Below are 18,219 nucleotides of genomic sequence, written 5' to 3'. Positions count from 1 at the left end.
CTAGGATTTCTGGTATGGCAATTTGTGAACATCTTTCCAAGGCCGACGACCCCGCGGCGAAGACGCCGGAGGGCTGCGAGGAGTGCCTGGCCGAGGGGGGCCGCTGGGTGCACCTGCGGCGCTGCCTGGAGTGCGGGCACGTCGGATGTTGCGACTCCTCCCCGGCCAAGCACGCCACGGGGCACTTCCACCAGACGGGTCACCCGGTCATGCAGTCGTACGAGCGGGGCGAGAGCTGGCGGTGGTGCTTCGTGGACAGTCAGATGGGGTGAGGCTCACCTTTCGAGGATCGCCTCCTCGAAGTCGAGCTGCGCCATCACCTCGCGCAGCACCTCGTCGTCGAGGCGGCGCTCGTCACGCAGCCGGACGAACACCTGACGCTCGGCCTGCAGCATGTCGCGGCGCAGGCGGCGGTAGAGGGCGCTCGGCGTCTCGGCGCCGCCCGCGCCCGTGCCGCCGCCCAGGCGCTCCCACGCCGTCAGCGAGCGGCGCCACGACTTCTCCCTGAGCTGGTCGATGACCTGGCGCTGGATCTCGTCGGGCTCGTCGTCCAGCTCGCCGACCAGCCGCTCCAGCTCCGCCAGGCCCGACTCCAGCGCGGCCTGCTGCGCCGCCGCCTCGGCCAGGCGGTCCTCGTACTGCTCCTGCTCGCTGGACACGCCCAGCCGCCTGATCAGCGCGGGGAACGTGGTGCCCTGGATGAGCAGCGTGCCGATCACGGTCGTGAACGTCAGGAACAGCAGCAGCGCCCGGTCCCGCGGGGCCACCCCCGAGATCGAGAACGCCGCCGCCAGCGACACCACGCCCCGCATGCCCGCCCAGCCGAGGATCACCGACTCCGCTGCCGACGGCCCGCTCCCCCTGCGCCACACCTTGACCACGTACGTCACCGCGAACACCCACACGAACCTGGTGACGATCGTCACCGCCAGCACCGCCGCCGCGTACCCGGCGACCGCCCAGGGGCTGTAGCCGGTGATGCCCTCGATCACGGTGACGAGCTGCAGCCCGATCAGCGCGAACACGATCGCCTCGAGGAAGAAGTCGGTGACCTTCCACACCGCGTCGGACACCAGCCGGGTGCCGAACCCCCGCAGATGCATGCGGTAGCCGAGGTAGAGACCGACGATCACGACCGCGATCACGCCGGAGGCGTGCACGCTCTCCGCCGCCAGGTAGGCGGCGAACGGGATCAGCAGCATCAGTGTGTTCTCGACCAGCGAGTCACGGGTGTGCTGGAAGATCCAGGCGAAGAGGAACGCCAGCGCCAGCCCGATCACCACCCCGCCCACGGCGGCGAACAGGAACTCCCACAGCCCCTCCCACAGGCTGACGGCCCCGCCCACGGCCGCCCCGATGGCCACGCGGTAGAGCGTGAGGGCGGTGGCGTCGTTGAACAGGCTCTCGCCGATGAGGATGGTCAGCGACCTGCGCGGCAGCCCCAGCCGCCGGCCGACCGCGACGGCCGCCACCGCGTCGGGCGGCGCGATGATGGCGCCCAGCGCGAACGCCAGCGCCAGCGGCAGGTCGGGCAGCATGAGGTGGACGACCAGGCCGACGACGGCCGTGGTGAACAGCACCAGCCCGATCGACAACAGCCCCACGGCCCGCTTGACGTCACGCAGGCGCAGGTAGGAGCTGTCGAGCGCGGCCGAGTAGAGCAGCGGCGGCAGGAACACGTACAGCACCAGCTCCGGTTGCAGCGGCACCGCCGGCACCAGCGGCGAGACCAGCAGCCCGGCCGCCACCAGCAGCAGCGGGGCCGGCCAGCCCCTGCGCCGCGCGATCGCCGCCACGCCCACCGCGCCCCCGGCGAGCAACAGCAGCTGCAAACCCATGCTCGGATCCACCGGCGCCCCTCCAGCCCCCAGCCGGGCGATCGCGAGCCGACGACCGCCTCAGCCCTATCGTCCAGCCGGAAGCGTACCCGCCGCGCCGCGGTGGGGCGTCACCACTCCCTGCGGTCGCTTCTCTCGTGGTAGTCGGGCTGCTCGGGGCGCAGGCGCTCACCCGTGGAGAACATGGGGTCCCCGACGTACGGGCGGGACATGCCCGCGTCGGGCTGCTGCGTGTACGGGTCCTGGGCGTACTGGTCCTGCGGCGGGTACTGCTCCTGGCGGCCGAGCGCCAGCAGCGGGTCCACCGGGTTGGGCTGCTGCGGGCTCGGCTGCTGGTAGGAGCCGTAGTCCTGGGCGGGCTGCGGCTGCTGCTGGGGAGCGGCCCGGCGGCGGCCCGCCCCCGGGATGCCGTGCATGGGCGTGCCCAGCCCCGCCGTGCTCGCCTGGGCCTGGGGCTGCGGCTGCGCCGGCTGCTGGGCCTGCTGGTAGCCGTCGGAGCGCCGGCTCCCGTACGGGTCGGAGGAGTACGGGTCCTGCTGGTACTGCTGCTGCTGGGCCGGCGCATACGGGTCGGCGGCCTGGGAGGGGAAGCCGAGCGGGTCGGTGCTGAGCGGCGACTGCCTGCGCTGGTCGCCGCCGGGCATCTGGTAGACGGGCTCGGCGCTGTCGATGTACTGCGGGCCGGTGAAGGGCTCGGCCTGCGGGGGCTGCTGCGTGTAGTGGGGGCCGCTCAGCGGGTCGGAGATGTACTGCGGGCCGCTGTACGGGTCGCCGGTGTACTTCGGCTGCGGGCCCGTCGACTCCACGTACTGCGGGCCGGTGAAGGGCGCGCGGGGCTCGCCGTACGCGGGAGTGGTGTCCCTGGGCCCCGTGGTCTCGCTGTAGGAGGCCACCAGCTTGTCCTGCGGCGCCGGGCCCCTGGCCACGAGGACGTCGTTGGGCGACAGGGCGGCGGTGGGCCGCTCGTCGAGCTGGGGCGGCGGCGGTTGCTGGCCGTGCTGCTGGGGCCGGTGGTACGTGCCGGTGCCCGGCATGACCTCCGTGCCGGGGTCGTGCGCGGGCACGGCGGGCTGCTCGCCCGTGGCCTCCGCGAACCCCTCGTCGAGGGTGTCGAGCAGCCGGCCGACGTCCTCCATCGGCATGCGGAAGCTCGCTGTGCACATCTCACCGCGCCACAGGCTGAGGACCAGTGTCCCCTCATGCCATGTGACGCGGAGGCACCGCTCCTGACCTCGTGCATCGAAGAAGACTTCGCCGAACGACGGCAACGGGACAACTTCCGACATGGCAGACATACTGCTTTAACCAGCCTTTATTCGTCCACTCAACCCCGGAAAACCCAGAGGAACCGGCCTGACCATCTACACCCGGGCTCCCTCCGGTCACACCCTGTGAGGCTCTTCCGCGACCAGTTGGAGTCCCGATCGCCCAGTGTGCCACGCAACCCGCCGGGAGTATCCGGGAACGCCGGGATGCGTCTGGCCGATCACACCGCGTTCGGCGCGGCGACCCCGGAATGCGGGTAGCGTTTACTGCCGTGCCGGACTCCCATCTCCCACCAGTGGACGAACTGCTCAGCATCGCGGTCAGCGCTCTCGGCGGGAGCGAACGGCAGGGCCAGCTCACCATGGTCCGCGCCGTGCAGAAGGCCATCGACGACGATGAGCACCTGGCCGTCCAGGCGGGCACCGGCACCGGCAAGTCACTGGCCTACCTCGTGCCCTCGATCCGGCACGCCATGGGCAGCGACTCCCCCGTCGTCATCTCCACCGCCACCATCGCGCTGCAGCGCCAGCTCGTCGACCGCGACCTGCCCCGGCTGGCCGAGACGCTGGCCAAGGAGCTGCCGCACGAGCCGACGTTCGCCATACTCAAGGGCCGCCGCAACTACCTGTGCCGCTACAAGGCGACGGCCGGCTGGCCCGAGGAGGACGAGCAGGACCAGCTCTTCGACCCGCGCGAGGTGAGCGCGACCGGCCGCATGGTGCAGCGCATCCAGGAGTGGGCCGAGGAGACCGAGACCGGCGACCGCGACGAGCTGGTGCCGGGCGTCAGCGAGCAGGCGTGGCGGCAGTTCTCCGTGAGCGCCCAGGAGTGCCTGGGCGCCGGCCGCTGCCCCAGCGGGGCCGAGTGCTTCGCCGAGCTGGCCAGGGCGCGGGCCGGCGAGGTCGACGTCGTCGTCACCAACCACGCGCTGCTGGCCATCGACGCCATGGGCGACCTGCCGGTCCTGCCCGAGCACGAGGTCGTGGTGGTCGACGAGGCCCACGAGCTGGTCGACCGGGTCACCTCGGTGGTCACCGCCGAGCTGTCGGAGGCGTCGGTCATGCTGGCCGTACGCCGGGTCGGCCGCCTGATCGACCAGCCCGTAGCCGACCAGCTCATGGAGGCCGGCGAAGACCTCAAGGCGCTGCTGGCCGCCGCCCCGCCCGGCCGCATCGACGAGCTGCCGCAGGTGCTGGGGCTGACCCTGCAGCTCATCCGCGACACCGCCTGGCGCTGCATCACCGCCATGGGCCCGCGCAACGCCGACAAGGACGACCCCGACAAGGCGGGCCAGCGCAAGGCCGCGTTCACCGCGCTCGACGAGGTGCACGACACGGCGGTGCGCATGCTCGACGCGTACGGGCACGCCTCCGAGGCCGACCGGGCCGAGGTGGTCTGGCTCGACGGCGCCACCGACCGCCGCCCGCCCTCCCTGCGCGTCGCGCCGCTCACCGTCAGCGGCATGCTCCGGGACAAGCTGTTCGGCGAGCGCACGGTGGTGCTCACCTCCGCCACGCTGGCGCTCGGCGGCACGTTCGAGGCGCTGGCGGCGCAGTGGGGGCTCGCCGACGGCAAGTGGCAGGGCATCGACGTCGGCTCCCCGTTCGACCACCCCCGCGCCGGCATCCTGTACGTCGCCAAGCACCTGCCCCAGCCCGGCCGCGACGGGCTCCCGCAGCAGTACCTCGACGAGATCACCGAGCTCATCGAGGCCGCCGGCGGGCGCACGCTCGGCCTGTTCTCCTCCATGCGCGCCGCCAAGGCCGCCACCGAGGCGCTGCGCGACCGCCTGGACGTGCCGCTGCTGTGCCAGGGCGACGACTCGACGATGCTGCTGGTCAAGCAGTTCGCCGAGGACGAGCCGACCTGCCTGTTCGGCACCCTGTCGCTCTGGCAGGGTGTCGACGTGCCCGGCCCGTCCCTCAGGCTCGTCATCATCGACCGCGTCCCCTTCCCCCGCCCCGACGACCCCCTCACCTCCGCCAGGCAACGCCACGTGGCGGCCAGGGGCGGCAACGGCTTCATGGCGGTGGCGGCCAACCACGCCGCGCTCCTGCTCGCCCAGGGCGCCGGCCGCCTCCTGCGCGCCCAGAACGACAAGGGCGTCATCGCGGTCCTCGACCCCCGCCTCGCCACGGCCCGCTACAGCGGCTTCCTCCTCAACTCCCTGCCCCCGTTCTGGCGCACCACCGACCCGGCCATCCCCCGCGCCGCCCTCAAGCGCCTCACAACCGACCCCTCCTGACACCCCACGGGCCAGCGCGCGTTGCGCCCGGCACGGCAACGCTCGGCGTGACCGCGCCCGGCACAGCAGCGCCCCGCGTGACGGCGCCCCGCGTGACGGCGCCCCGCGTGACGGCGCTCAGCATCGGCAGCGTGCGACGCGCCCGCGCCGTTCACGCGACGCGCCGCACAGTGCGAGCGCATCGGCGGTCAGGACCGCGCCAAGGAGACCGAGCGCGCTCTGGGGCGGTGCCGATCGGCGTGACGGCTGGCGCTGTCCCCGCGGTTCAGCGCGCGAGGCGAACGCCACGCAAGCGAACGCCACGCAAACGCGAGCGCCACGCAAGACGAACGCCGCCCTACGCGAGCGCCGTGGGTTCTGACCTACCCACGACCCGCGCCACCACAGCGCCGGCGCGGCGAGAGGCCGTGCGGCGCGGCCCGGCGCAACGCGTACGGCGCGCGAGGGGTCCGACCACGAACCCGGCCAAGGATGCGCCGTGACGGCGGCCGACCCCGTGCGGGTCTGGAAGCGTCCCCCTGGAGGCCCTCAGCCCCGTACGTCGGTTGGCGCCACGCCCGCCTGCCGTAACACAAAAAAATGCTAGAGCCAGGGGGCGAGGTCGGGGCGCTTGGGGGACAGCCCGTCACCCGAGGACACCCCCCGGAGCCGGCGCGACATCCACGGCACCAGATGCTCGCGCAGCCACTGAGCATCCTCGCGCCGCCGGGCCCGCGGATCCACCGCCCGGTCCGGCCACTCCTTGCGCCAGTCCTCGAACGGCACCCCCAGCACGTCGAGCACCCGGGCGGCCACCAGCCGGTGCCCGTCCTCGTTCATGTGCAGCCGATCGGGGCTCCACGCCCGCCAGTCACGCAGCCCCTGCATGGACCACTGATCGACGAGCCGGCACCCGTACAGGTCGGCGATGGACCGCACGTGCAGGTAGAAGACGGCGAAGCGCCCGCGCAGCCGCCGCATCAGCGGCGTGTCCCGCGGGTCGACCCCCGTGAACAGCACCACCTCCGCCCCGCAGCCGCGCAGGTCCCGCACGGCCCGGGCGAGCTTCTTGGCCATCACGTCGGGGTCGCTGCCGGGCCGCAGCAGATCGTTCCCGCCGGCGCAGAAGCTGATCAGGTCGGGCGCCATGTCGACGGCCAGCGGCACCTGCTCGGCCACGACCTGGTCGAGCAGCTTGCCGCGCACGGCCAGATTGGCGTAGCGGAAGGAGGAGTCGTCGGCGGCGAGCCGCTCGGCCACCCGGTCGGCCCAGCCACGGTAGTGCCCGTCCGGCCCGGGATCGTTCAGTCCTTCTGTGAAGCTGTCGCCGAGGGCGACGAAGGACTTGTAGTGCCTCATGAGGTGGTGTTCATCTCCGAGATAGCGTGCAGCGCAAGGACGTACGACTGTAGTCCGAACCCGGCGATGGTGCCCGTCGCCACCCCGGCCACGACGGAGGTATGGCGAAACTCTTCCCTGGCCGCGGGGTTGGAGATGTGCACCTCGATGAGCGGGGCGGTGCGCTGGGCGATCGCGTCGCGCAGGGCGTAGGAGTAATGCGTGAAAGCTGCCGGATTGAGCACGACCGGGATGCTGCCGTCGCACGCCTCGTGGATCCACCCGATCAGCTCGGCCTCGGAGTCGGTCTGGCGCACCTCGACGTCGTGGCCGAGCTTGCCGCCGGTCTCGCGGCAGAGCTCGACCAGGTCCTCGTACGTGTCGGCCCCGTAGACGGAGGGCTCACGCTTGCCGAGCCGGCCCAGGTTGGGCCCGTTGAGCACGAGGATCATTCGGAGATCTCCTTGTAGGCGGCTTCGAGCAGCTCTTCTGCGGGGTCTTCGAGGCGGCCCGGCCTGGCCAGGTCGTCGAGCACGACGAACCGCTGCTTGGCCCCGCGGTTCTTCTTGTCCAGGCGCATGTGGTCGCGCAGCCGGGGCCAGGCGTCGGCGCGGTAGGCGGTGGGCAGGCCGACGGCGGTGAGGACGGCGCGGGTGCGGGCGACGACGTCGGCGCGGCCGGAGAGCCTGGACAGCTCGGCGGCGTAGACCATGCCGATGGCGACGGCCTCGCCGTGGCGGATGCCGTAGTGCCGGTCGCGTTCGATGGCGTGGGCGAGGGTGTGGCCGTAGTTGAGGATCTCGCGCAGGCCGGCCTCGCGCAGGTCGGCGCCCACGACGTCGGCCTTGACCTGGATCTTGCGTTCGATCAGCTCGCGGGTGTGGAGGCCGTCGGGGCGGGTGGCGGCCTCGGGGGCCTCCTCGATGAGCCGCAGGATCTCCGGGTCGGCGATGAAGCCGCCCTTGATGATCTCGGCCAGGCCGGCGACGTAGTCGGCCTTCGGCATGCCGGCCAGCGTGGACAGCTCGCACAGCACGCCCGCCGGGGGCAGGAAGGTGCCGACGAGGTTCTTGCCCTCGGGCGTGTCGATGCCGTTCTTGCCGCCGACCGCCGCGTCGACCATGGCCAGCAGCGTCGTGGGCACGAGCACGACCTGCACGCCGCGCAGCCACGTGGCGGCCACGAACCCGGCCAGGTCGGTCGTCGCGCCGCCGCCCACGCCGACCACGGCGTCGGAGCGGGTGACGCCGTGGCGGCCCAGCTCGGACCAGAGCCCCGCGGCCACCTCGACGGTCTTGGCCGCCTCGCCGTCGGGCACGGGCAGCTCGACGACCTCGTAGCCGCCCGCGGCCAGCACCTCGCGCACCGGCCGGGTGATCTCGGGCAGGGTCTCGGGGCCGATCACCGCGACGGTGCGCACGCCGGGCTTGAGCAGCGTGGTCAGCTCGGCCAGCACGCCGGTGCCGACCACCACGTCGTACGGGTTGTCGCCGCGCACGTGGATTCTCGTCGCGGCCGTCATGCGGGCAGCCCCTTCAGGATCTCGTCGGCGAGCTCCCCCGGCTCGCGCTTGTCGGTCACCACGGTGACCGCGGCCAGCCGCTCGTAGACCGGCCGCCGCTCCTCCATGAGCTTCTTGAGCTGGCTGCGCGGGTTGAGCACCAGCAGCGGCCTGGCCGCCGCGAGCCCGACCCGCTGGACCGCGTCGGACAGCCCGACCTGCAGGTAGACGACGTGGTGACCGGCGAGCAGGGCCTGGGTCTCCTCGTGCAGCACGGCGCCGCCGCCGAGGGACAGGATGCCGTCGTGCTCGGCCAGCGCGCGGCGCACGGCCTCGTGCTCCAGCTCGCGGAAGCGGGCCTCGCCGTCCTCGACGAAGATGTCGGCGACGGGCTTGCCCGCCACGGCCTCGACGTCGGCGTCGGTGTCGCGGAATGCGACGCCGAGCCGCTCGGCCAGCAGCCGCCCGAGCGTGCTCTTGCCGGACCCGGGCGGGCCGATCAGCACAGCGCGTGTCATTTGATCACCATGGAAGAGAGGTAGCCGGACAGGTTGCGGGCGACTTCCTCCACGGAGTCGCCGCCGAACTTCTCGATCGCCGCGTCGGCCAGCACCAGCGCGACCATCGCCTCGGCCACGATGCCCGCGGCCGGGACGGCGCACACGTCGGAGCGCTCGTGGTGGGCCTTGGCGGCCTCGCCGGTCTTGACGTCGATCGTGGCCAGCGCCCTGGGCACGGTGGAGATCGGCTTCATCGCGGCGCTGACCCGCAGGATCTCGCCGTTGGTCATGCCTCCTTCGAGGCCGCCCGCGCGGTTGGTGATGCGGCGGACGCCGTCGTCGGTGGTGTACTCGATCTCGTCGTGGGCGCGGGAGCCGGGCCTGCGCGCGGTCTCGAAGCCGTCGCCGACAGCGACGCCCTTGATCGCCTGGATGCCCATGAGCGCGCCGGCGAGCCTGGAGTCGAGCCTGCGGTCCCAGTGCGTGTAGCTGCCCAGGCCCGGCGGCAGGCCGTAGGCGAGAACCTCGACGACGCCGCCGAGCGTGTCGCCGTCCTTGTGCGCCTTGTCGATCACGGCGACCATCGCGGCGCTGCCCTCGGGGTCGGAGCACCTGACCGGGTCGTCGTCGATCCTGGCCAGGTCGCCGGGGCCCGGCAGCGTCTCGGACGGGGTGCGCGCGCCGCCGATCTCGGTCACGTGGCTGACGATGTCGACGCCGAGCGCCTGCTTCAGGAAGCGCCTGGCGACCTCGCCGAGCGCCACCCTGGCGGCGGTCTCGCGGGCGCTGGCCCGGTCGAGCACGTTGCGGGCGTCGTCGAGGCCGTACTTCTGCATGCCGGCCAGGTCGGCGTGGCCGGGGCGGGGGCGGGACCTCGGGGCGTTGCGGGCCAGGCCCTCCAGCTCCTCCGGGTCGACCGGGTCGGCCGCCATGACCTTCTCCCACTTGGGCCACTCGGTGTTGCCCACGCGGATCGCGACCGGGCTGCCCATCGTGCGACCGTGGCGGACGCCTCCGGAGATCGTCACCTGGTCCTGCTCGAACTTCATCCGCGCGCCGCGGCCATAACCGAGCCTGCGGCGGCGCAGGGCCTCGTCGACGGCGGCCGTGGTCACCTCTACCCCGGCCGGCAGGCCTTCGAGGATGGCGACGAGTTCGGGCCCGTGGGACTCTCCGGCGGTCAACCAGCGCAACATACGTACAAGTCTTCCATGTACGGCCTAGTGAGATGTCCTTCGGTCACGATGCGAGACAGAGTGTCGGCAGCGTTCCGAGCAGCATGAAGGTGCCGAAGGGGAACTGGGTGTGCCGGGTGCCGCGCCCGGTCACCAGCAGGGAGAGCGCGTAGAGCGCGCCGAGCAGCTGCCCGCAGAACGCCGCCGCCACCAGGGCCTGCCAGCTCAGCGCGGCGCCGGCCATGCCGATCAGCCCGGCGATCTTGACGTCGCCGAGCCCCATCGCCTCCGGTCTGAGGAGCCACAGCAGCCCGTACACCGCGGTCAGCGCCGCCCCGCCGGCCAGCGCCCTGGGCAGCGCCCCCGTCGGGAGCAGCGCCAGCGCCATGATCGGGTACGCCGGGAGCGTGATCGCGTCGGGCAGGGTGCTGGTGCGCCAGTCGATGACGGCCAGCGCGACGGCGATCACGGCGAAGCACGCGTACGGTGGCCCGGCCCGCCAGGCGGCCAGCGCGACCACGGCGGCGGTGACCAGCTCCAGGGCCGGCCACGGGCGTGCGGGCGCCAGGGGTTCGCCGTCGCCGGCGCGGTAGGAGGCGGCCAGCGCCCTGATGCGGTCTCCGCAGACGAGGCCGGCGAGCGCCATGAGTGCCACCATCCCGCCGACGCTAGCCGCGCCCGCCCGCGATCCTCCCGCCGCCATACGCATCCGGCATGAAGATCAGGGGATGAGGCCGGGAGTGCATCCAGACGTCCCCTCTGCCGGCGGCCTCTCTGCCGGCGTCCTCTCTGCCAGCAGGCCCCTCTGCCGGCGACGCCTCTGTCAGCGGCGCCGCGAGAACCAGCGGCGCCTGCGCGGCGGGGCGGGCTCCACGCGGGCCACCGTCACGCCGGACAGCTCGTTCACGGTGCCGGACTCGACCGCGGCCAGCGCCTCCAGCACCTCGCCCTCGATCACGAACTGCACCGGCCCCGCCACGTCCACCACGACCGCCGCCGCCCGCTCCTGCACGGCGGCCTGGCAGACCTGCAGCGTGGTGGCCTGGATCGGCCGCGCGTCGGGCCGCCACCGGGTGAGCGCCTCCGTGCCGGTGAACGCGAGCACCGCCTGCCTGCCGTCCTGCCCGACGAGCTTGGGCAGCGCCATCTCGCTCTCCTTCTCCTGCCGCAGCCCGTGCTCGCCCACCTCGGACTCGGTCAGCAGCGCGACCACGGGCACCAGCAGGCGGGCGCCGCCGAGCGCGTTCAGCACCTCGGCGGGGCCCGCGGCGCCGTCCTGGTAGGCGGCCAGCGCGGCGGCGACGGCGGGGGCGGCGCTGCCGTCGTCGTTCGGGTCAAGGGGTTGCGGGATGCTCGGCACAGCGTCCGAGACTACCCGCGCCCGTCGCCGTCCCCGATTCGGGCCCGGATGGCGTGCACCGCCGCGGCCAGCACGGGCGGCACGGTGATCACGATCACCACGGCGTCGGTGACCCGCTCGGCCGCCGCGTCCAGCACCAGCCAGCCGAGCAGCGGCGCGAGCAGGGCCCACGTCCGCAGGTCCGACCGCACGACCCAGCGCAGGCACCGCGTCGCCGCCCGTCCGGCCGCCGCGGCGCGTCCCGCCGGAGCGGTCCGCCGGTCCCGGACGGCCGCACGTCCCCCGCGGGTGAGGGCGGCTTGCCGGCGCAGGGTCAGCGCCATGCGCGGCATGCCGGCCAGCAGCCAGAGCGCGAACCTCAGCCGGGCGCGCCCGCCGGGCAGCGTGAGCAGCTCGCCGAGCCATTCCTCCAGCCACCTGGGCCGGGCCGCCGCCGGGAGCATGCTCGCCCCCGCGGTGATGGCCCCGAAGAGAGTCCGGGCGCCACCGAGCCCGGACAGGTTGGCCATGGCCAGCCGCCGCAGCTCCTCCTCGACCTCCGTCAGCCCCAGCCGCCTCGCGACAGGAGCGACGACGTCCAGGTTCTCCTGGGAGTTCACCCGTTGTCTGGCCTCGGGCAGACCGCTGATGGTGCGCTGGTTGTGCAGCCGGTCCGCGAGCTTGAGCGTGAGCACGCGCTCGTCCGTCGAGACAGGCCACTCGGGCGGTCTGCGCTCGACGGAGTCGAGCATCCGCATGCCGCGCAGCAGGTTGGTGATCGGCTCGCCGAACTCCGCCGCCAACGCCTCCTCGGTGCAGGCGGTGTCCGTGAGCACGTCATGGAGCAGCGCCGCGCAGACCAGCTCGTGGTCCAGGTCCATCTCGGCCACGATCACCGCGACGGCGACCGGATGGGTGATGTAAGGGCTCCCGTCCCGGCGGAACCGCCCGCTGTGCCAGCGGTCGGCCACCTCGTACGCCCGCAGCACCAGACGCAGGCGTTCGCCCCCCAGCGAGCCGCCCACAGCCGTCAGCAGCGGCCGCAGGTGCCCGCTCACGACGAGTCTCCCACGGGCCCCGCCACCCAGCCCGGCACCCGCTGCCTGCGCGCCCTGTAAGCCTTGGCGATGGCCTCTCGCGCCTGCTGAGCCCCGTCCGCGGTGACCCGGTAGTAGCGTCGCCGCGGCCGCCCTTCGGCCACGTGGGCCGTGGGATCCTCCCACCGGCTCTCCACCCAGCCGGCCCGCTCCAGCCGCGCCAGGATCGGGTACAGCGTCCCGCTGGGCAGGTCCGCGAGCTCGCACAGCTCCAGCCCGTAGCGCTCCTGCCGGGGATCGCCCAGAAGGGCCCGCAGAACCGCCTGAGTCGGCATGGTCATCCGTAAGCCGCCGTGCATGTCTCGAACTCTACATAGGTAGATCTCCGCCGACCGTCACCGGACGGTACGAGCCGTGTGACCCCCAGCGGTCACCCCAGATCGGCGATCGCCGCCACCGGCCCGCCTCCGGACGGCCCCTGGTGCACGGCCGCCACCGACACGAACACCGCGGGATCCCCGGTGACCGAGGCGGCCACCCCGCCCGCGGCGGCCTTGATCTGCCGGTGCCAGTGCACGTCGGAGTCGTCCAGCATGATGTTGCGCCGCCCCCGCACCCGCCCCGACGGATCGGCCTCGCACTTCATGAACACGTTCACCAGCCGCCCGCCGAGATCCGACGGATGCGGCCGCTCCGGCAGCGGAAGGCCGCAGTCGCGGATGGCCTCCCAGATCCCGTCGGCGTCCAGCGCGTCCTTCATCACGCTGTGCCCGATGCGGTACCGTCCCCCGATCCCGCGCACGTTCCCCACCAGCACGATCTGGGCCCGGTCCAGCTCCACCCCGGACGAGCACGAGGCGACGGACGAGTACAGCGACAGGTCCTTGTGGATCTGCCCGGCGGCCGGCATCTCGATCTCGCCGAGTGCCACGGCGATGCCGAGGGCGGTGGTGGAGTTGGACAGGTCCATCGAGGGGCCGGTCTCCTCGATGGCGGTGTCCTGGCCGCGGCTCTTGGCGTCGGTGATGGTGGCCAGCGTGAGCAGCGGGGTCTTGGTCTGCACGTAGTGCACGTCGCGCGGGTCGTCGATGCCGGCGATCTTCATGGCCTCGCGCACCCCGGCGGCGACCTTCTCGACCATGGCCGGCCTGCCGATGTCCTCGGGGAGGATGACCTCGCTCATCGCGACGCCGACCGACAGCCGGGGCTCCTCGGAGGCGGGGGCGTCGGCCGTGGTGGCGAAGATCGTGGCGTGCGGGCTGAGGATGCCGTCGGTGCCGCCGGACCACACCAGCGGCACGCTCTCCGGGGCGGGATGCCCGTGCTCGGTCAGGACCTCGCGGAAGGCGCGGTCGGCGAGGATGCGCGTGTAGTCGTTCACGCCGCCGTTGCCCTCGGTCTTGCCGATGACGGCCAGCACCCGGCCCGCCTCGATCACCCCGTCGGCGATGAGCCTGGACAGGCCGGAGGCGTCGGTGACGCTCTCGATCGGCACCTTGCGCACTTCGATCGGGTCCGGCATGCGTACGCCCTTTCTGCTGGCGGCGGGTCCCCACGCTACCGAGCCGGTCGGCGGGGTTCATGGTCAATGTGTGCCCAGGAACCCCGCCGGCGATGTCAAGACGCGCTGATCGCGGGCGGCGATCCTCGACGCAGGACGAACGCCATAGGGTCGGGCTGTGATTCGCGACGCGCACGTCAACGGGATCAGGCTCGTCTACCGGGAGGAAGGCGACCCCTCCGCTCCCCCTCTGCTGCTGCTCCACGGCCGCACCGCCGACCACAACGACTGGAACGGCATCACCCAGCACCTCGCGGCCCGCTTCCACGTCTTCGCGCCCGACCTGCGCGGCCACGGGGCCAGCGACCATCCCGGCGGCTACGCGCTGCCCGACATGGCCGCGGACGTCGTCGCCCTGCTCGACCACCTGGGCGCGGAGCGGGTCAGGCTGGTGGGGCACTCGCTCGGCGGCGTGATCGCCGCTCTCGTGGCGGCGGGCCGTCCTGAGCGGATCGAGCGGCTGGTCCTGGAGGACCCGCCGCCCGCGTACGCGCTCACGGGGCGCCCGCCGATCGTGGAGGACGGCTCGACCGGGTTCGACTGGCGGATGGTGCACGAGACCGAACGGCAGATGCTGCATCCCACGTGGGGAGACGGGCTCGCGAAGATCACGGCGCCCACGCTCGTGCTCTCGGGGACGCTCAGCCCGTTCGAGCCGGACGTGGCGGCGCGCATCCCGGGGGCGGAGCTGGTCAGGATCGAGGCGGGGCACCTGGTCCACATGGACGCCCGCAAGGAGTTCCTGCGCACGGTGGACGCCTTCCTCGGCTGAGCAGGGTGCGCCAGGTGCGCCGGGCGACCCCCTCCGGCAGACCCTCAGGCGCCCTCCAAAAGGACTTAGATGGGTCAAACGTGACCTTACTGTCATAAAGATCCGCCATGGTGGAGGGGTGCTAACCAGGCTCAGCGATCTTGTGAAGGAACGGCTGGGCACGTTCGGCCTGACGGCGCCGTCGATCGCGCAGTGCGCGGTGGGCTCGGCCCTGGCCTGGACCGCCGCCGTCGAGCTGCTCGGCCACCCCGCCCCGTTCTTCGCCCCCATCTCCGTGCTGATCTGCGTGGGCGTCGGCCTCGGGCAGCGGCTGCGGCGGGTCGTCGAGCTGGTCGTCGGGGTCAGCCTGGGCGTAGGGGTCGGCGACCTGCTGGTGGCGTGGATCGGCTCGGGCGCCTGGCAGCTCGCGCTGGTGGTGGGGCTGGCCATGACGGTGGCCGTGCTGCTCAACAGCGGCGCCCTGTTCGTCGCGCAGGCCGGCTCGTCGGCCGTGCTGGTGGCCACCCTGGTGCCGGGCGACGGGGCCGGCGGGCTCGACCGCATGGCCGACGCGCTCACGGGCGGCGTCATCGGGATCGCGGCGGTGGCGCTGCTGCCCGCCAGCCCGTTCACGATCGCGGCCAAGCACCTGTCGGGCGTGCTGGACGCGCTGTCCACGGTGCTGGAGCGGGCGGCGGAGGCCATCGAGAAACGCGACGCGGACCTGGCGGCCGAGGCTCTGGAGGAGGCGCGCACGACGCAGGCGGCGGTGGAGGAGTTCGAGGCGGCGCTGGAGACCAGCAAGGAGATCACGATGATCTCGCCGCTGCACTGGCACCGGCGCGCCCGCCTGGCCCGCTACGAGACCGCGGCCGTGCCCGTGGACCTGGCGCTGCGCAACGCCAGGGTGCTGAGCAGGCGCACCCTGGCCTCGCTCGGGGAGGCCAGCCCGCCCCCCGCCGCGCTGGCCGAGGCGATGCGCGAGGTGTCGGAGGCGGCGCTGCTGCTGCAACTGGAGCTGGGGGCAGGGCGGGAGCCGGCCCTGGCCCGGCAGGCGCTGCTGGCGGTGGCGGCCCGGGAGCGGCCCGAGGGGCTGGGGTTCTCGGCGCACGTGATCATCGCGCAGTTGCGGTCCGTGGTGGTGGATCTGCTGCAGGCGACGGGGATGGAGCACCAGGAGGCCACGGCGGCGCTGACGCCGCTGGACGGGGCCGGCGTGGGCGACGAGGCCTCACGGCGCGGGTGACCGGTCCCGTCAGGCAGGCGTCCTGGCCGAAGAGGGCGGCCACTACGCGTTGACCACGTTTCCGCAAGCCTGGGTGCGTTCCTCCTAGGAACTTCTCACCACTTCCTCAGCCCTTCCGGCCTCGGCAGACTCGTCAGCGCCGCCACCCGGCGGCGGCCTGACCACGGAGGGTTGGAAGCGAACATGATCGGCAAAGTGCTGCTCGCCATCGGCATGCTCACCGCGATGACCGCCTGCGCCGACGGTGGCCGCGGCGCCGAGCAGGCGCCGGGGCGGGCATCGGAGAAGGCACCGGGGCGGGCGAGCGCCGCCCCGCACCCGTACGTCGGCATGTGGGTGACCGCCGACGGGCGCATCAGGCAGGAGCTGCTGCCCGACGGCCGCTACGAGGAGGAGCGCGACGGCCGCAAGCGCGCCTACACCGGCCGGTACACCGTCACCGGCAGCCACCTCGACTACTTCGACGACGCCGGGTTCACCGCCACCGGCGACGTCCGTGACGGCGTGCTGTACCACGAGCACCTCGTGCTCCACCGGGAGCGGTGACGTGCCGCCTGGGCCGGCGGCGGCCGGGTGCCGCCGCCGGCCGCGAGGTCACGGCAGGGCGGGGTACGGCTCCGTGACGCGGTAGAGGGCCGTGTCGCCGTCGGAGCTCACCTGATGGAACCCGGCCTTCTCCAGCACCCGGAGCGAGGGCGGGTTCGACAGCTCCACGTGGGCGCGCACCGCGTGCACCCCCGGCGCGGTCAGGGCGAACGCCGCCAGGGCCCGGGTGGCCTCGGGGGCGTAGCCTCGGCCCCGGCGTGAGGCGACGATGCCGTACCCGAGCTCGACCTCGCCGTTCGCGGGCGGCCAGAACAGGCCGATGGAGCCGACCACCAGCCCGCTGTCGCGCTCGATGATCTGGCGGTGGCCGTGGACGTCCAGCCAGGCGGGATGCTCGGCGAACAGGCCGGCGATGACCTGGTCGCCTTCGGCCGGGAAGTCCCCGGCCCAGTGCCCGGGCCGGGCGCCGTTCAGGACCGCCGCCACCTCATCGGGCGTCCAGACGCGAAGGACGAGGCGGTCGGTGATCAGGTCGGCGCCGGCCGGGGTAAGGGAAGAACTCACGTGACACTCCTGGTCGTTGGGGAGACGACCGGGCCGCGAGCGACCTGCTCAAGCGGACCGGCCGAGGGCATGCCGAACACGGCTGCCGACAGCCATATTCATCAGCCCCCTCTCCTCCAGAAGTGATCCGGGCCACCTTAACAGGGTCAGGAGGACAGGCGCTTGAGCCGGGTGACCGCCTCGTCGATGACCTCGTCCTTCTTGCAGAAGGCGAACCGGACGAAGTGCCGCCCCCGCTCGGGGTGGTCGTAGAAGACCTGCGTGGGGATGGCCACCACACCCGCCAGCTCGGGCAGCCGCCGCGCGAGCTCCAGCCCGTCGGAGAAGCCCAGCGGGCGGATGTCGGTCTGCACGAAGTACGTCCCCGCCGGCCGCAGCACCGAGAAGCCCGCCGCCGACAGCCCCTCCATGAGCCGGTCGCGCTTGTCCTGGAGCCCGGCCCCGAGCGCGGCCACCCACTCCATCTCGTGCCGCAGCCCGTACGCCACCGCGAGCTGCCACGGCGCGCCCGCCGTGAACGTGAGGAACTGCTTGACCGTCTGCACCGCCGTGACCAGCGCCGGGGGCGCGCACACCCAGCCGGTCTTCCAGCCGGTGACCGAGAACGTCTTGCCCGCGGACGAGATCATGACCGTGCGCTCCCGCATCCCGGGCAGCGTGGCCATCGGCACGTGCCCGACCCCGTCGAAGGTGAGGTGCTCGTACACCTCGTCGGTGATCGCGATCAGCCCGTGCTCCTGGCAGAGCTCGGCGATGACGGTCAGCTCGGCGCGGGTGAAGACCGTGCCCGTGGGATTGTGCGGGGAGTTGACCAGGATGGCGCGGGTGCGCGGGGTGACGGCGGCGCGCAGCTCGTCGGGGTCGAAGGTGAAGCGGCCGTCGACCGGCCTGAGCGTGACGGCCACCAGCCGCGCCTGCGCCAGGGCGATCGAGGCGGCGTAGGAGTCGTAGTACGGCTCGAAGGCGATCACCTCGTCGCCCGGCTCGCACAGGGCGAGCACGCTCGCCGCCACCGCCTCGGTGGCGCCCACCGTGACCATGATCTCGCCCACCGGGTCGTAGGCGAGCCCGTAGTGCGCCGCCCGGTGCTCCGAGACCGCCTGCCGCAGCTCCAGCACGCCCGGCCCCGGCGGGTACTGGTTGGCGCCCGCGCCGATGGCCTGGACGGCGCGGTCGAGCATCGCGGCCGGCCCGTCGGTGTCGGGGAAGCCCTGGCCGAGGTTGATCGCCCCGGTCTGGACGGCGAGCGCGCTCATCTCGGCGAAAATGGTCGTACCGAAGGTGCGCATCCTGCTGACAAGTGGTTCGGTCACGGCTCCACACTATTAGTCTC

Annotated in this window: 19 protein-coding genes; 5 read left to right on the top strand and 14 right to left on the bottom strand. The window is 72.9% G+C overall.

Translation table 11 applies throughout. The annotated features are described in order from the left end of the window. Positions 1-14: 14 nt before the first annotated feature. Entirely contained in the window at positions 15-272 is a 258-nt protein-coding gene (locus tag HD597_RS07115; RefSeq protein WP_253740930.1) for a UBP-type zinc finger domain-containing protein, read from the top strand. A 3-nt stretch (positions 273-275) separates the two neighbouring features. Here HD597_RS07115 and HD597_RS07110 read toward each other — a convergent pair whose 3' ends face one another. Both HD597_RS07110 and HD597_RS07105 read right to left on the bottom strand, forming a co-directional pair. After that, the gene (locus HD597_RS07110) at positions 276-1,838 is read right to left on the bottom strand and encodes a Na+/H+ antiporter (protein WP_253740929.1); all 1,563 of its coding nucleotides are present in this window, start codon (positions 1,836-1,838) and stop codon (positions 276-278) included. A gap of 110 nt (positions 1,839-1,948) precedes the next feature. Continuing rightward, positions 1,949-2,980, bottom strand: coding sequence for a hypothetical protein (locus HD597_RS07105; protein ID WP_253740928.1), 1,032 nt, complete (start codon positions 2,978-2,980; stop codon positions 1,949-1,951). A gap of 374 nt (positions 2,981-3,354) precedes the next feature. Here HD597_RS07105 and HD597_RS07100 point away from each other — a divergent pair, with 374 nt between their 5' ends. Continuing rightward, complete coding sequence (locus HD597_RS07100; protein WP_253740927.1) at positions 3,355-5,349, top strand: ATP-dependent DNA helicase; 1,995 nt, start codon at positions 3,355-3,357, stop codon at positions 5,347-5,349. A gap of 582 nt (positions 5,350-5,931) precedes the next feature. On the opposite strand, the gene HD597_RS07095 is transcribed toward HD597_RS07100, so the two are convergent. The 10 genes from HD597_RS07095 to bar form a co-directional block, all read right to left on the bottom strand. Further along, entirely contained in the window at positions 5,932-6,687 is a 756-nt protein-coding gene (locus HD597_RS07095; RefSeq protein ID WP_253740926.1) for an SGNH/GDSL hydrolase family protein, read from the bottom strand. Then, positions 6,684-7,118, bottom strand: coding sequence for a type II 3-dehydroquinate dehydratase (gene aroQ, locus HD597_RS07090; protein WP_253740925.1), 435 nt, complete (start codon positions 7,116-7,118; stop codon positions 6,684-6,686). Before aroQ ends, HD597_RS07095 begins: the two co-directional genes overlap by 4 nt. Further along, positions 7,115-8,188, bottom strand: coding sequence for a 3-dehydroquinate synthase (gene aroB / locus HD597_RS07085; RefSeq protein WP_253740924.1), 1,074 nt, complete (start codon positions 8,186-8,188; stop codon positions 7,115-7,117). Before aroB ends, aroQ begins: the two co-directional genes overlap by 4 nt. Then, positions 8,185-8,685: a shikimate kinase gene (locus HD597_RS07080; protein WP_253740923.1), complete on the bottom strand. Its 501-nt coding sequence runs from the start codon at positions 8,683-8,685 to the stop codon at positions 8,185-8,187. Before HD597_RS07080 ends, aroB begins: the two co-directional genes overlap by 4 nt. Beyond that, entirely contained in the window at positions 8,682-9,863 is a 1,182-nt protein-coding gene (gene aroC / locus HD597_RS07075; RefSeq protein ID WP_253740922.1) for a chorismate synthase, read from the bottom strand. The genes HD597_RS07080 and aroC overlap by 4 nt, the downstream gene beginning before the upstream one ends. A gap of 43 nt (positions 9,864-9,906) precedes the next feature. Then, positions 9,907-10,500 carry a prepilin peptidase gene (locus HD597_RS07070; RefSeq protein WP_253740921.1) on the bottom strand — a complete coding sequence of 198 codons (594 nt, stop codon included), beginning with the start codon at positions 10,498-10,500 and terminating at the stop codon, positions 9,907-9,909. Positions 10,501-10,665: 165 nt separating this feature from the next. Further along, on the bottom strand, positions 10,666-11,202 hold the full coding sequence (locus HD597_RS07065; RefSeq protein WP_253740920.1) for an SseB family protein: 537 nt from the start codon (positions 11,200-11,202) through the stop codon (positions 10,666-10,668). An 11-nt stretch (positions 11,203-11,213) separates the two neighbouring features. Beyond that, positions 11,214-12,239: an HD domain-containing protein gene (locus HD597_RS07060; RefSeq protein ID WP_253740919.1), complete on the bottom strand. Its 1,026-nt coding sequence runs from the start codon at positions 12,237-12,239 to the stop codon at positions 11,214-11,216. After that, on the bottom strand, positions 12,236-12,577 hold the full coding sequence (locus HD597_RS07055; RefSeq protein ID WP_253740918.1) for a PadR family transcriptional regulator: 342 nt from the start codon (positions 12,575-12,577) through the stop codon (positions 12,236-12,238). The genes HD597_RS07060 and HD597_RS07055 overlap by 4 nt, the downstream gene beginning before the upstream one ends. A gap of 71 nt (positions 12,578-12,648) precedes the next feature. Further along, positions 12,649-13,740, bottom strand: coding sequence for a barbiturase (gene bar / locus HD597_RS07050; RefSeq protein WP_253740917.1), 1,092 nt, complete (start codon positions 13,738-13,740; stop codon positions 12,649-12,651). A gap of 157 nt (positions 13,741-13,897) precedes the next feature. On the opposite strand from bar, the gene HD597_RS07045 reads away from it, so the two are divergent. From HD597_RS07045 to HD597_RS07035, 3 genes are all read left to right on the top strand, one after another. Then, entirely contained in the window at positions 13,898-14,551 is a 654-nt protein-coding gene (locus HD597_RS07045; RefSeq protein ID WP_253740916.1) for an alpha/beta fold hydrolase, read from the top strand. A 118-nt stretch (positions 14,552-14,669) separates the two neighbouring features. Further along, complete coding sequence (locus tag HD597_RS07040; RefSeq protein ID WP_253740915.1) at positions 14,670-15,776, top strand: FUSC family protein; 1,107 nt, start codon at positions 14,670-14,672, stop codon at positions 15,774-15,776. Between the two features lie 183 nt (positions 15,777-15,959). Beyond that, on the top strand, positions 15,960-16,322 hold the full coding sequence (locus HD597_RS07035) for an Atu4866 domain-containing protein (protein ID WP_253740914.1): 363 nt from the start codon (positions 15,960-15,962) through the stop codon (positions 16,320-16,322). A gap of 48 nt (positions 16,323-16,370) precedes the next feature. On the opposite strand, the gene HD597_RS07030 is transcribed toward HD597_RS07035, so the two are convergent. Both HD597_RS07030 and HD597_RS07025 read right to left on the bottom strand, forming a co-directional pair. Further along, complete coding sequence (locus HD597_RS07030; protein ID WP_253740913.1) at positions 16,371-16,886, bottom strand: GNAT family N-acetyltransferase; 516 nt, start codon at positions 16,884-16,886, stop codon at positions 16,371-16,373. A 146-nt stretch (positions 16,887-17,032) separates the two neighbouring features. After that, positions 17,033-18,199 (bottom strand): pyridoxal phosphate-dependent aminotransferase, encoded by a 1,167-nt coding sequence (locus HD597_RS07025; RefSeq protein ID WP_253740912.1) that lies wholly within the window; start codon positions 18,197-18,199, stop codon positions 17,033-17,035. Positions 18,200-18,219 lie beyond the last annotated feature (20 nt).

Source organism: Nonomuraea thailandensis (genome assembly GCF_024172165.1).
In the GTDB taxonomy this organism is placed as follows: Bacteria; Actinomycetota; Actinomycetes; order Streptosporangiales; family Streptosporangiaceae; genus Nonomuraea; species Nonomuraea thailandensis.
This window is presented reverse-complemented; position numbering and strand designations above follow the sequence as displayed.

Excerpts from the sequence above, each read along its gene's own strand:
- aroB (WP_253740924.1), bottom strand. The coding sequence starts at position 8,188 with ATGACGGCCGCGACGAGAATCCACGTGCGCGGCGACAACCCGTACGAC.
- HD597_RS07115 (WP_253740930.1), top strand. The coding sequence starts at position 15 with ATGGCAATTTGTGAACATCTTTCCAAGGCCGACGACCCCGCGGCGAAG.
- HD597_RS07080 (WP_253740923.1), bottom strand. The coding sequence starts at position 8,685 with ATGACACGCGCTGTGCTGATCGGCCCGCCCGGGTCCGGCAAGAGCACG.
- aroQ (WP_253740925.1), bottom strand. The coding sequence starts at position 7,118 with ATGATCCTCGTGCTCAACGGGCCCAACCTGGGCCGGCTCGGCAAGCGT.
- HD597_RS07095 (WP_253740926.1), bottom strand. The coding sequence starts at position 6,687 with ATGAGGCACTACAAGTCCTTCGTCGCCCTCGGCGACAGCTTCACAGAA.
- HD597_RS07055 (WP_253740918.1), bottom strand. The coding sequence starts at position 12,577 with ATGCACGGCGGCTTACGGATGACCATGCCGACTCAGGCGGTTCTGCGG.
- HD597_RS07070 (WP_253740921.1), bottom strand. The coding sequence starts at position 10,500 with ATGGTGGCACTCATGGCGCTCGCCGGCCTCGTCTGCGGAGACCGCATC.
- HD597_RS07110 (WP_253740929.1), bottom strand. The coding sequence starts at position 1,838 with ATGGGTTTGCAGCTGCTGTTGCTCGCCGGGGGCGCGGTGGGCGTGGCG.
- HD597_RS07100 (WP_253740927.1), top strand. The coding sequence starts at position 3,355 with ATGCGGGTAGCGTTTACTGCCGTGCCGGACTCCCATCTCCCACCAGTG.
- HD597_RS07105 (WP_253740928.1), bottom strand. The coding sequence starts at position 2,980 with ATGCCGATGGAGGACGTCGGCCGGCTGCTCGACACCCTCGACGAGGGG.
- bar (WP_253740917.1), bottom strand. The coding sequence starts at position 13,740 with ATGCCGGACCCGATCGAAGTGCGCAAGGTGCCGATCGAGAGCGTCACC.
- aroC (WP_253740922.1), bottom strand. The coding sequence starts at position 9,863 with ATGTTGCGCTGGTTGACCGCCGGAGAGTCCCACGGGCCCGAACTCGTC.
- HD597_RS07035 (WP_253740914.1), top strand. The coding sequence starts at position 15,960 with ATGATCGGCAAAGTGCTGCTCGCCATCGGCATGCTCACCGCGATGACC.